This window comes from Streptomyces fagopyri, assembly GCF_009498275.1.
Classification (GTDB): Bacteria; Actinomycetota; Actinomycetes; order Streptomycetales; family Streptomycetaceae; genus Streptomyces; species Streptomyces fagopyri.
In genome coordinates this window covers 1,361,560-1,374,083 of the sequence record NZ_CP045643.1, presented here as the reverse complement: position 1 = coordinate 1,374,083, position 12,524 = coordinate 1,361,560, and the positions used below count along the sequence as shown (strand labels likewise).

12 protein-coding genes are annotated in these 12,524 nt (G+C 73.2%); all 12 read left to right on the top strand.

The genetic code is table 11. The features are described 5' to 3' along the window. The first annotated feature begins 53 nt into the window (after positions 1-53). The 12 genes from GFH48_RS05845 (at position 54) to hypF (ending at position 12,478) form a co-directional block, all read left to right on the top strand. A complete protein-coding gene (locus tag GFH48_RS05845; protein WP_153287233.1) occupies positions 54-842 on the top strand; it encodes a hypothetical protein in 789 nt (262 codons plus the stop codon). Between the two features lie 583 nt (positions 843-1,425). After that, positions 1,426-2,514, top strand: coding sequence for an NADH-quinone oxidoreductase subunit B family protein (locus tag GFH48_RS05840; RefSeq protein ID WP_153287232.1), 1,089 nt, complete (start codon positions 1,426-1,428; stop codon positions 2,512-2,514). A gap of 85 nt (positions 2,515-2,599) precedes the next feature. Continuing rightward, positions 2,600-4,384: a nickel-dependent hydrogenase large subunit gene (locus tag GFH48_RS05835; RefSeq protein ID WP_153287231.1), complete on the top strand. Its 1,785-nt coding sequence runs from the start codon at positions 2,600-2,602 to the stop codon at positions 4,382-4,384. Then, complete coding sequence (locus GFH48_RS05830) at positions 4,381-4,983, top strand: hypothetical protein (protein WP_153287230.1); 603 nt, start codon at positions 4,381-4,383, stop codon at positions 4,981-4,983. Before GFH48_RS05835 ends, GFH48_RS05830 begins: the two co-directional genes overlap by 4 nt. Further along, positions 4,980-5,639: a DUF5947 family protein gene (locus GFH48_RS05825; protein WP_153287229.1), complete on the top strand. Its 660-nt coding sequence runs from the start codon at positions 4,980-4,982 to the stop codon at positions 5,637-5,639. The genes GFH48_RS05830 and GFH48_RS05825 overlap by 4 nt, the downstream gene beginning before the upstream one ends. Further along, entirely contained in the window at positions 5,636-6,328 is a 693-nt protein-coding gene (locus GFH48_RS05820; protein ID WP_153287228.1) for a DUF6084 family protein, read from the top strand. Before GFH48_RS05825 ends, GFH48_RS05820 begins: the two co-directional genes overlap by 4 nt. Further along, entirely contained in the window at positions 6,325-7,761 is a 1,437-nt protein-coding gene (locus GFH48_RS05815; protein ID WP_153287227.1) for a hypothetical protein, read from the top strand. Before GFH48_RS05820 ends, GFH48_RS05815 begins: the two co-directional genes overlap by 4 nt. Then, positions 7,758-8,336: a hydrogenase maturation protease gene (locus tag GFH48_RS05810; RefSeq protein WP_153287226.1), complete on the top strand. Its 579-nt coding sequence runs from the start codon at positions 7,758-7,760 to the stop codon at positions 8,334-8,336. The genes GFH48_RS05815 and GFH48_RS05810 overlap by 4 nt, the downstream gene beginning before the upstream one ends. A 10-nt stretch (positions 8,337-8,346) precedes the next feature. Further along, positions 8,347-8,451 carry a DUF6893 family small protein gene (locus GFH48_RS40055; protein WP_392877703.1) on the top strand — a complete coding sequence of 35 codons (105 nt, stop codon included), beginning with the start codon at positions 8,347-8,349 and terminating at the stop codon, positions 8,449-8,451. Positions 8,452-8,684: 233 nt separating this feature from the next. Beyond that, positions 8,685-9,080 carry a hydrogenase maturation nickel metallochaperone HypA gene (hypA, locus tag GFH48_RS05805; RefSeq protein ID WP_153287225.1) on the top strand — a complete coding sequence of 132 codons (396 nt, stop codon included), beginning with the start codon at positions 8,685-8,687 and terminating at the stop codon, positions 9,078-9,080. 3 nt (positions 9,081-9,083) lie between these two features. Then, positions 9,084-9,857, top strand: a complete 774-nt coding sequence (hypB, locus tag GFH48_RS05800) for a hydrogenase nickel incorporation protein HypB (protein WP_153287224.1) — start codon at positions 9,084-9,086, stop codon at positions 9,855-9,857. Continuing rightward, complete coding sequence (hypF, locus tag GFH48_RS05795) at positions 9,854-12,478, top strand: carbamoyltransferase HypF (RefSeq protein ID WP_228120378.1); 2,625 nt, start codon at positions 9,854-9,856, stop codon at positions 12,476-12,478. Before hypB ends, hypF begins: the two co-directional genes overlap by 4 nt. The last annotated feature ends 46 nt before the right edge of the window (positions 12,479-12,524 follow it).

Here is a 12,524-nt window from a genome sequence, read left to right as displayed (position 1 = left end):
GGTTCGCTCCGCCACCATGGCCCGGCCGCCCGCGCGCCAGCCGAAGGAGCCCTATGGACATCGTGATGCTGGGACACGGCGGGGTGGGGAAGAGCAGCTACCTCTCGCTGATGTACGCGGCGATGCGCGACGGCATCCAGGGCTTCGGACTCCGTGCCCGCGAGGCGTCCCTGCGCGAGGAACTCACCTCGGCGGCCGAGGAGGTGCTGAGGGGGCGCCGTCCCGGCGGTGGGCGGCGAGAGGTCCTCGAACTGCTGCTCCACTATCAGGGGCGCGCCGTGCTGCCGGTGCGCTGGCGTGACCACCGGTACCTCGCGGGGCAGGGCGGGGAACGGCTGCTCCTCGGCCTGTCCCGCGCGGACGGGATCATGGTGTTCGCCGACGCGCCCCGACTGCTCGGTGACGAGCCGTACCGCGCCGACCTGCGCCGTATGGGCGCGCTGGTGCAGCGGGCCCTGGCCGAGCGCGACGGGCGGCTGACGCCGTTCGTGCTGGTGTTCACGAAGTGCGACCGCCTGCCGTCCGCCGGGGGTGGGCCCGTACCGCTGGACTCCCTGGTCGAACCCTTCGAGGACGTCATCGCGAAGGTCGCCGTCACCGAGAACCTGCGTGGCGCGGTCGCCCTGGTCGCCTGCGGGCACGAGCCCGCGGGCGTGACCGTTCCGGTCCTGTGGATCCTGCACCACGCGATCGTCGGGCGCGGCCTCGCCCTGCATGCCGCACTGACCCCCGGACGTGTCCTCGCGTCGGCGGACGAGGCCGCCGAGTACGAACGCTTGGAACCCCTGTTCGCCCCCGCCGAACGACTGGTGACCCTGCTGTCCCGCGTGCCCAGCTTCTGAACGGCGTCCCGGAACCCGCGGCGGCGCCCGGCGGGCGGCGCCTGCCCGGCCCGCCGCCGGGTGGCGGCTCGGCCCCCGCTTTCGGGTGACCCCACCGCCTGTCGCCCGGGACGCGTCGTACCCCGTGTCCCACCATCGCAGTCGACCGGGGCCCTGGCGCCCGTACCGTCGCCGCGGGGAGTCCGTCATGCGCGTCCCCGCCCGGCGACCGGATACGCCTCTCACTCGAACGGGCGATCCGGAGCGACGCCGGCCGGCGGGGCCCGGCGGTTCTCCGGACCGGCCGGGGCGGGGAGACCGGACAGGTCCGAGCGCCGGAGCGGAGCAGGCGACCGTGCCCTGGACGCCCTGGACGCCCTGGACGCCCTGGACGCCCCGGACGCGCCGCACGCCGGCCGTCGCGCACCGAATCCCGAACCGTGCGGACAGCCTCCCGTCACTGGAATGGACGGTCATCGCAGCCCCTCGCGAGCGGAGGGGTGGTAGCAAGAGAGCTGATGGTCGAATTGAAGGCTTTAATCCCCAAAAGGGCTTTCGGCCCTTCAGGGGATCTCATCCCTCACCTCCCCGAGGAGGCGGTCCCATGACAGCGACGACGCCGAGCACGGCCGGCGCCACGGACGCCGGTGGTGCGCCTGCCGACGAGACCCCCACGATCCACATCCTCTGGATCAACGCGGGGCTGAGCTGCGACGGAGACTCGGTCGCGCTGACGGCCGCGATGCAGCCGAGCATCGAGCAGATCGCCCTCGGCGGCCTGCCCGGCCTGCCGAAGATCGCCGTCCACTGGCCCCTCATCGACTTCGAATGCGGTCCGGTCGGCGGCGCGGACACGTTCATCGAGTGGTTCTTCAAGGGGGAGCGGGGCGAGATCGACCCGTTCGTGCTGGTGGTCGAGGGGTCCATCCCCAATGAGTCGATCAAGCCCGAGGGCTACTGGTCCGGCTTCGGGGACGACCCGGCGACCGGCCAGCCGATCACGACCAGCGAGTGGATCGACCGGCTCGCGCCCAAGGCGCTGGCCGTCGTCGCCATCGGCACCTGTGCCACCTACGGCGGCATCCACGCCATGGCGGGCAACCCGACCGGCGCGATGGGCCTGCCCGACTACCTCGGCTGGGACTGGACGTCGCACGCCGGCATCCCCATCGTCTGTGTCCCCGGCTGCCCGATCCAGCCGGACAACTTCGCCGAGACGCTGACCTACCTGCTCTACCAGGCGGCCGGCTCCGCCCCGATGATCCCCCTCGACGACAAGCTGCGCCCCGCGTGGCTGTTCGGCGCCACCGTGCACGAGGGCTGCGACCGGGCGGGCTACTACGAGCAGGGCGAGTTCGCGACCACCTACGACTCGCCCAAGTGCCTGGTGAAGCTGGGTTGCTGGGGCCCGGTCGTCAAGTGCAACGTGCCCAAGCGCGGCTGGATGAACGGCATCGGCGGGTGCCCGAACGTCGGCGGCATCTGCATCGCCTGCACCATGCCCGGGTTCCCGGACAAGTTCATGCCCTTCATGGACGAGCCCCCCGGCGCGAAGTTGTCCACCAAGGCCAGCGGCGCGTACGGCGCGGTGGTCCGCAGACTGCGGTCCCTCACGACCCAGACCGTCGACAAGGAGCCGAAGTGGCGCCACACCGGCGACAAGATCACCACCGGATACCGGCCGCCGTGGTGAACCCCCGCCCCACCTGAGACGCGGCCGCACCGACCCGGCCACCCCCTCCCGGACCACCCGCGCGAAGAAGGGCACGACACAGACGATGGCACCGAAGACGAAGGCGGCCGGCGACGGTAGCGGCCTGATGGAGATGGCCTGGGACCCGATCACCCGGATCGTGGGCAGCCTGGGCATCCACACGAAGATCGACTTCAAGCAGAAGCGGGTCGCGGAGTGCTACAGCACCTCGTCCGTCTTCCGCGGGTACAGCGTCTTCATGCGGGGCAAGGACCCCCGTGACGCGCACTTCATCACCAGCCGCATCTGCGGGATCTGCGGGGACAACCACGCCACCTGTTCGGTGTACGCGCAGAACATGGCGTACGGCGTGAAGCCCCCGCACCTCGGGGAGTGGATCATCAACCTCGGCGAGTCCGCCGAGTACATGTTCGACCACAACATCTTCCAGGAGAACCTGGTCGGGGTCGACTACTGCGAGAAGATGGTCAAGGAGACCAACCCCGGTGTCCTCGAACTCGCCGAGCGCACCGAGGCACCGCACGCCGGGGAGCACGGCTACCGCACGATCGCCGACATCATGCGCTCCCTGAACCCCCTCGAAGGGGAGTTCTACCGCGAGGCCCTCCAGGTGAGCCGCTACACCCGCGAGATGTTCTGCCTCATGGAGGGGCGCCATGTGCACCCCTCCACGCTCTACCCGGGCGGCGTCGGCACCATCGCCTCCGTACAGCTCTTCACGGACTACCTCAGCCGGCTGATGCGCTACGTGGAGTTCATGAAGCGCGTCGTCCCCCTGCACGACGACCTCTTCGACTTCTTCTACGAGGCCCTGCCCGGGTACGAGGAAGTGGGACGCCGGCGGGTACTGCTCGGCTGCTGGGGCGCGCTCAACGACCCCGAGTACTGCGACTTCACCTACGCCAACATGACCGACTGGGGCCGGCGGATGTTCGTCACGCCCGGCATCGTCGTCGACGGCAAACTCGTCACCAACGACCTCACCGAGATCAACCTCGGCATCCGCATCCTGCTGGGCAGTTCCTACTACGAGGACTGGCAGGGCCAGGAGCAGTTCGTCACCCACGACCCGCTCGGCAACCCGGTCGACCCGCGGCACCCGTGGAACCAGCACACCATCCCGGCCCCGCAGAAGCGCAACTTCGACGACAAGTACAGCTGGGTCATGTCACCCCGCTGGTTCGACGGCAAGGACCACCTGGCCCTGGACACCGGCGGCGGCCCCATCGCCCGACTGTGGTCCACCGCCCTGTCCGGCCTCGTCGACACGGGTTACGTCAAGGCCACCGGGCACAGCGTCGTCATCAACCTGCCCCGCACGATGACGAAGCCGGAGACCACCTTCGAGTGGAAGATCCCGCGCTGGAGCAACGCGCTGGAGCGCAACCGCGCCCGCACCTACTTCCAGGCCTACACCGCCGCCGTCGCGCTGCACTTCGCGGAGAAGGCCCTGGAGGAGGTCCGCGCCGGACGCACCCAGACCTGGGAGAAGTTCGAGGTGCCCGACGAGGCCGTCGGAGTCGGCTTCACCGAGGCGGTCCGCGGCGTCCTCTCCCACCACATGGTGATCCGCGACGGCAAGATCGCCAACTACCACCCGTACCCGCCCACCCCGTGGAACGCCAGCACCCGGGACACCTTCGGCACCCCCGGCCCGTACGAGGACGCCGTGCAGAACACCCCGATCTTCGAGGAGAACTCCCCGGAGAACTTCAAGGGCATCGACATCATGCGCGCCGTCCGCAGCTTCGACCCCTGCCTGCCGTGCGGCGTCCACATGTACGTGGGCGGCGGCAAGACCGTACAGAAGATGCACATGCCCACCGGACTGAGCGGACTGGGCGGATGAGCGCGGCGCGGACGGCCGGGGCGGCGAACCCGGTGAACGCGACGCAGACCGGACTGCGGATCGAGGACGTGCTCGACCGGCTCGCCGCCACCGGGGACCCGGCCGTCCGCGCGGCCGCCGAGGAACTGGTGCAGGCCCTGATGGACTTCTACGGGGCCGGACTCGCGCGGGCGCTCCAGCTGCTCTCCGTACCCGGAAACCGTCGCGCAGGCGGTGACCCGGTCGCACCGCTGCTCGGCGACGAACTGGTCGCGAGCCTCCTCGTCCTGCACGACCTGCACCCCGAGGACCGGACGACCCGGATCGCCCGCGCGCTCGACGCCGTGCGCGAACACGAGCTGGACGTCGTGGACTTCGACGAGACGACCGGAACCCTCACGCTCCGGTCCGCCGCGGCGGCGGGCACGGGCTGCGGGTGCGCCGCGAACGGGACGACGGCGAAACAGGCCGCCGAGGACGCGCTCGCCTGCTTCGCGCCCGAGGTCACGGCCGTCGAGGTGCAGTCCGCCGGCACGCCGGGGGAGCCCCCGCTGCTGCAGATCGGCCTCGGCCCGGATGGCCGGACCGCCGGCCGTCCGGCCCCGGCGAAGACCGCGTGAGCGCGCCCACCGGCGCCCGCCCGGCCACCCGCGGACCGGGCCTGCGCAGGTTCCTGACCGGACGTGAGCCGCGCCAGGAGCGGTGCGGACTGTGCGCGGTCGCGGTGGACGAGGCCCACCACCGCCACCTGGCCGACACCGAGAAGCGGGCCATCGTCTGCGCCTGCCTCCCCTGCGCCCTGCTCATGCGGCAGCCGGGCGCCGCCGCCGCGGGCCGCTTCCGCGCGGTACCGGACCGCTACCTCACCGACCCGGACCACCGTCTCGACGACGGTGCCTGGGAAGCGCTCCAGATCCCGGTCGGCGTCGCCTTCTTCTTCCGCAACGCAGCGCTCGACCGGCTGGTGGCCCTCTACCCGAGCCCGGCCGGGGCCACCGAGAGCGAACTCGACCCCGCCGTCTGGCAGACCGTCCTGGGCGGCAGCCGACTCGCCGGACTGCTCGAACCCGACGTGGAGGCGCTGCTGCTGCGCCGCGTCGACGGCCGCGTCGAGTGCGCCCTCGTACCCATCGACATCTGCTACGAACTGGTCGGCCGGATGCGCCTGTTGTGGCAGGGCTTCGACGGTGGCGCGGAGGCCCGCGCCGCCCTGGACACGTTCTTCCAGCGGGTCGGGGAACGCACCAGGAACGTGGGGGAGGAGAGCCGGCCGTGACCGAGTTCTCCTTCACCTGCACCGGCGTGCGCGCCGACCGGTTCGCCGCCGGACCGACCCTCGTCTTCCGGCTGCGCGTCACCGCCTCCGGCGACGAACCGGTGCACGCCGTCGCGCTGCGCTGCCAGATCCGCATCGAACCCGCCCGGCGCGGCTACGAGCCCGCCGAGGCCGACGCGCTCGCCGACCTCTTCGGCGAGCGCTCCCGCTGGGGCAGCACCCTCCAGCCGGTGCAGTTCGCACAGGTGTCCCTCATGGTCCCCGCCTTCACCGGGGAGACCGAGGCGGACCTCGTCGTGCCCTGCACCTACGACATGGACATCGCCGCGACCCGCTACTTCGACGCCCTCACCGACGGCGAGGTCCCGCTCCTGATGCTCTTCTCCGGCACCGCGTTCACCGGAGCGGGCGGCTTCCGCGTCGAGCCCGTCCCGTGGGACCGCGAGGCCGTCTTCCGGATGCCCGTCACCACCTGGCGGGAGATGGTCGAACAGCACTTCCCCGGCTGCGGCTGGATCCGGCTGCCCCACGACACCATGGACGCCCTGCTCGCCTTCCGCTCCCGCGGGGCGCTGCCGTCCTGGGACGCGACCGTACGGGCCCTGCTCGGCGAAGGCACCGGCACGGATCCCGGCACACCCCGGCCCGCCTCCACCCTCACCCGCATCACCGGAAGGACCGCTCCGTGAGCGTGACCGCGTTCGCCCCGGAGACCGAGGCACGTCTCGCCCTCGCCCGGCAGGTCGCCGACGCCGTCCTCTTCGAGGGCTATGTGCTCTACCCGTACCGGGCCTCCGCCGCCAAGAACCGGCTGCGCTGGCAGTTCGGCGTCCTCGTACCGCCGACCTGGGGCGCCGCGACCGAGGAACACGACTTCCAGCACACCGAATGCCTGATGGAACCCCGGGCGGACGCCACGCTCGCGGTCGAGCTGCGCTTCCTGCGCGCCCGCCGGCGTACCGTCCAGCGGGCGCGCCCCGACGGCGGCTTCGACACGGTCCCCGAACTCCGGCTCGCGGACCGCATTTTGGTTCCCTGGGACGAGGGAACCGAGGAACGCGTCGAAGCGGTCGTACGGGTCGGTGAACTCCTCGGCGACGGTGTCACCATCCCCTTCGAACGCCCCGGCGCGGAGGACACCGAACCCGTCCTCGACGAGACCGGCCGCCCGGTGGGCCGCATGATCCGCCGCTACGAGGAGATCACCGGCGCCCTGCGGCTGTCGGCCCGTGAACTCGACGGCCCCTACCGGGTGATGCGGCTGACGGCCGTCGTGGAGAACACCAGCACCTGGACACCCGCGGACGGCGCGGCCGCCGACCGGGACGCGGCGCTGCCGCGCTCCCTGGTCGCCGCCCACCTGCTCATGGGGCTGAGCGCCGGGTCGTTCCTCTCGATGACGGATCCCCCCGAGTGGGCGAAGGGCGCGGTCGCCGCCTGCCGCAACCTGCACACCTGGCCCGTACTCGCGGGCGAACCCGGCCGCGCCGACGTGGTGCTCTCCTCACCGATCATCCTGGAGGACCACCCGGCCATCGCCCCGGAGAGCCCCGGAGCCCTGTACGACGCCACCGAGATCGACGAGATCCTCGCGCTGCGCACCGCCGCCCTCACCGACGAGGAGAAGCGCGAGGCACGGGGGACCGACGAGCGGGCCGCCGCGGTGATCGACCTCGCGGACTCGATGCCGCCCGAGGTCCTGGAGCGCCTGCACGGGGCCGTCCGCAGCCTGCGCGAGGTGACCGGACCGGCCCCCGCCCCGACCCTCGCCACGGACGGCTTCCCCGACGAGTTCGGGGTACCGCGACCGGACACGCCGTGGTGGGACCCGGCGAGCGACGCCGGATTCGACCCCGGGCACGACCGGGTCGTCGTCGACGGGCACTCACTGGGCGCGGGCAGCCGGGTACTGCTGCGACCGGGCCTGCGGCGCACCGACGCCCAGGATCTGTTCCTGGCCGGGCGCGCCGCGAAGGTCGAGGCCGTGCTGCACGACGTGGACGGCGTGGTGCATCTCGCGGTGACGGTCGAGGACGACCCGGGCGCCGACATCCGACGCGAACAGGGCCGCTTCCTGTACTTCCAGCCGGACGAGGTCACCCCGATGGACGGCGACGCGTGAGCGCCGCCCCGGACCGGCCCCGCCCGGAGAGCGGCCGGGTCCTCGTCGCCGGCATCGGCAACGTCTTCCTCGGCGACGACGGCTTCGGCGTCGAGACCGCGCGCGCCCTGACCGCGCGACAACTGCCCGCCCACGTCGAGGTCGTGGACATCGGCGTACGGGGAGTCCATCTCGCCTACCAGGTGCTGGACGGCTACGACACCCTGATCCTGGTCGACGCCACCGCGCGCGGCGAGGCACCCGGCACCCTCTACGTCATCGAACACGACGGTCCCGAAGGGGACGCGCCGCCCGGCGCGGTCCTCGACGGACACCGCATGACCCCCGACACCGTGCTCGCCCTGCTGGGAACCCTCTGCGCCGGAACCGGCGGACAGCCGCCCCGGCGCACCCTGGTGCTCGGCTGCGAACCGGCCACGGTGGAGGAGGGCATGGGCCTCAGCCCGCCGGTCGCCGCCGCCGTACCGGAGGCCGTCCGGCTGATCGAGGAACTGCTGCGGGCCGACGAGCCGGGAGAGTCCGCGCCGCGGGCCACGGTCGGCGAAGCCGCGAAGGTCGGCGAAGCCGCGAAGTGAGGAGAGAGCAATGATCAAGACCCTCGTCGGCGGCGTGGCCGCGGCCGTCGTCGCCGCCGTCCTCGTGCAGTCCCTGCCCGACATCAGGCGCTACCTGAGGATGCGCAGCATGTGAGCCGGCACCCTCCCGGCCGGGTGACCGCCAGGGCGCGCCGCAGCGCGCCGCGTCGTTGCGGCGAACGGCGTACCCGGCCGGGAGGCGACGGCGCGCCGGTCCGCCGCCCCCGGACGCCTCCCCTGTAATGGGCGGCGGACGCCCCGCCACACGGGTCGCCACGGAGGTCGCCGCACGAGGCGGCCGGCCGGGTGGCGGCCGGCGCGGACCGGCCCCTGCCAGGACGGAGACCGATGCACGAGATGTCCATCGCGCTGGCCGTGATCGGCCAGGTGGAAGAAGCGGCGGAACGGGCCGGTGACGTCACGGCCGTGCGCTCGGTACGGCTCCAGGTCGGCGAACTCGCCGGTGTCGTCCCCGACTCCCTGTCCTTCTGCTTCGAACTGGCCTGCGCCGGGACCCTGCTCGAAGGCGCCGAACTGGTCACCGAGACGGTGCCCGGACGCGCCCGCTGCGCGCCCTGCGCCGACGAATGGGCCGTCGGGATGCCGCCCCTGCTGACCTGCCCGCGATGCGGTGGAGCCGGCACCGACCTGACGGCGGGCCGCGAACTGCGGATCCTCAGCGTGCAGTGGGAGGACGGACCCACGCACGCGCACCTTCGCGAACCGATCCCCGAGGAGCGCTGAACCATGTGCCGTGTGGTCGACCTTCAGCAGGCCGTACTCGCCAAGAACGACGAGAGCGCGCACACCCTGCGCGCCGAGCTGGCCGCCCGCGGCACCACCGTCGTCAACCTGCTCTCCAGTCCCGGCAGCGGGAAGACGGCCCTGCTGGAGCGCGAACTGGAGCTGGCCCGGCAGCGGTCCGTGCCGGTCGCGGCGCTCACCGCCGACCTCGCCACCGAGAACGACGCGGTGCGGCTCGCACGCTCGGGCGTCCCGGTCAAGCAGGTCCTCACCGACGGGCTGTGCCACCTGGAGGCCGACATGCTCCGCCGCCACGTCGAGGGCTGGCTGCCCGACCGCACCCGGCTGCTGTTCGTGGAGAACGTCGGCAACCTCGTCTGCCCGGCCTCCTACGACCTGGGGGAGACCCTGCGCGTCGTCCTCGCCTCCGTCACGGAGGGCGAGGACAAACCCCTCAAGTACCCCACCGCCTTCGGCCTCGCCCACCTGGTCGTCGTCACCAAGACCGACATCGCCGAGGCCGTCGAGTTCGACGAGGCGGCCTTCCGCGCGAACGTCGAACGCGTCAACCCCGGCGTCGAGGTGCTGCTGACCTCGGTGCGCCGGGACCTCGGGATCGGGACCCTGCTCGACCGGGCGCTCGCGGCCGCGGACGGCGCCACCCCGCACGCCCCCGTCATGGCCCACCGCCCGGACGCCTCCGCGCACGCCGGAGCCGCTCCCCACCACCACGAGCACCCCGACGGCACCGGCGCCATGGCGCACTTCCCGTCGTGAGCGAACCGCGGTCCCCGGCCGCGGTCCCCGGCGGGACACCGCTACGCCGCCGGGTCCTCGTACGGGGCGTGGTCCAGGGCGTCGGCTTCCGCCCGTACGTCTACACCCTCGCCACGGGCCTCGACCTGCGCGGGCACGTCACCAACACCCCTGAAGGCGTCGTCGCCGAGGTCGAGGGGACGCCCGGGGCCGTCGCCCGGTTCTGCGAGCGGATCGCGGTGCACGCGCCGCCGCTGGCCCGCGTGGAGTCCGTCGACCACCACGAGGTGCCCCGCACCGGGGACACCGCGTTCAGCATCCTCGCCTCCCGCACCGACGGCCCGGCCCGGACGCTGATCCCGCCGGACACCGCCACCTGCGCCGCGTGCCTGCGCGAACTCGCCGACCCCGACGACCGGCGCCACCGCCACCCGTTCGTCAACTGCACCCATTGCGGCCCCCGGTTCACCATCGTCACCGGCCTGCCCTACGACCGCGCCCACACCACCATGGCCGGCTTCCCGATGTGCCCCGACTGCGCGCGCGAGTACGCCGATCCCGCCGACCGTCGCTTCCACGCGCAGCCCGTCGCCTGCCCCGCCTGCGGTCCCCGGCTGCGCCTGCTCGTCCCCCGGCCGGGCGACGCCGGACCGCCGCGGCCGGACACGCGGGACGACCCGGTCGCCGAGGCCCGCCGGCTGCTGGCGGACGGCGCGGTCCTCGCGGTCAAGGGACTGGGCGGCTACCACCTGGCCTGCGACGCCACGAACCCCGACGCCGTCGCCCTGCTGCGCCGCCGGAAGGCCCGAGGGGACAAACCGTTCGCGGTCATGGCCCGCGGCCCCGACGACATCGGGCACCTCGTGCGTATCGGCGCCGAGGAGCGCGCCCTGCTCACCGGTGCCACCCGCCCCATCGTGCTGCTGCGCCGCCTCGGCGCCGCGCGCACCCCGCACGCCCCGTGGCCGGCCGCGTCCGTCGCACCCGGCAGCCCCGACCTCGGCGTGATGCTGCCGTACACCCCCCTGCACCACCTGCTTCTCGGCCTGCCCGGCGACGCCGACGGTGCCCGCCTGCTCGTCATGACCAGCGGCAACCTCTCGGGTGAACCGATCGTCACCGACGACGAGGAGGCGCTGCGGCGGCTGGCTCACCTCGCCGACGCCTGGCTCACCCACGACCGGCCGATCCATGTGCCCTGCGACGACTCGGTGCTGCGGGTGTGTGACGGGGAGCCGCTCATGGTGCGCCGCGCCCGCGGGTACGCGCCGCTGCCACTGACGCTCCCGGTGCCGGTGCGGCCGGCTCTCGCCGTCGGCGGCGACCTCAAGAACGCGCTGTGTCTCGGCGAGGGCCACCACGCCTGGCTGTCCGCCCACATCGGCGACATGGACGACCTCGCCACCCAGCGGGCCTTCGAGCGGGCCGTCGCGCAACTGGAGTCGATCACCCCGGTGCGGCCGGAGCTGCTGGCGGCCGACCGGCATCCCGGCTACCGCTCCGCCCGCTGGGCCGACCGGAACGCGGCGGGGCGGCCCGTCGTGCGGGTCCAGCACCATCACGCCCATGTGGCCGCCGCGATGGCGGAGGCGGGCCTCGACGGCAGCCGTCCGGTGCTCGGCGTGGCCTTCGACGGCACGGGGTACGGCGACGACGGAGCGGTGTGGGGCGGCGAGTTCCTGCTCGCGGACTACGACGGCTTCGTCCGGTTCGGGCACCTCGCCTACGTGCCGCTGCCCGGTGGTGACGCCGCCGTGCACCGGCCGTACCGGATGGCGCTCGCGCATCTGCGGGCGGCCGGGATCGACTGGTCCGGCGACCTGGCCTGCACGTCGGCCTGCCCACCCGACGAACGCGTCGTTCTGGCACGGCAGTTGGAGCGCGACCTGAACTGTGTCCCGACCTCCAGCATGGGCCGGCTCTTCGACGCCGTGTCCTCCCTGACCGGTGTCTGCCACCGGTCCGGGTACGAGGCCCAGGCGGCGGTCGAACTGGAGGCCGCCGCGCTGACGGCGTCCGCCGGGGACACCGGGACGTACGGGTTCGCGCTGCGGAGCGCGGAACCGGAGCGGGCGGTCCAGCCGGGCGGCGGCGCGCGGACGGACACGGTATCCCTCCCGACCGGCCCCGCGCCCGTCTCGGCGGACGGGGGAGTCGTCGTGGTCGAGCCTGCGTCTGTCTTGGCGGACGGGGGAGTCGTCGTGGCAGGCCCCGCGTCCGTCCGGGCGGAGCGGAGAACCGTCCTGAGCGCCCCGACGCCTGTGCCCGTCCGTCAGCTGTCCGTCCCCGCCGGCCCGGCGCCCGTCCTGGCGGACCCGGCACCCGTGTTCGCGGCGATCGTCGGCGATCTGCGCGCGGGCGTGGCGCCGGGTCTGGTCGCGGCCCGCTTCCACCGGGGCGTCGCCGCACTCGTCCATCGCCTCTGCGTGCTGGCACGGGAGCGGCACGGAGTGGACACGGTCGCCCTGACCGGCGGTGTCTTCGCCAACTCCCTGCTGTCCTCGGCCTGCGCCGCGGCGCTGCGCGCGGACGGCTTCACGGTCCTGCGCCACCACCTGGTGCCGCCGGGGGACGGCGGTCTGGCCCTGGGCCAGCTGGTGGTGGCCGCCCGCGCCGAGGAACGGACCCCGGCCACCGGCTGACGACCCGGCCCGGCCGGGCCCGGCGACCACGTACGACCCGCACGCC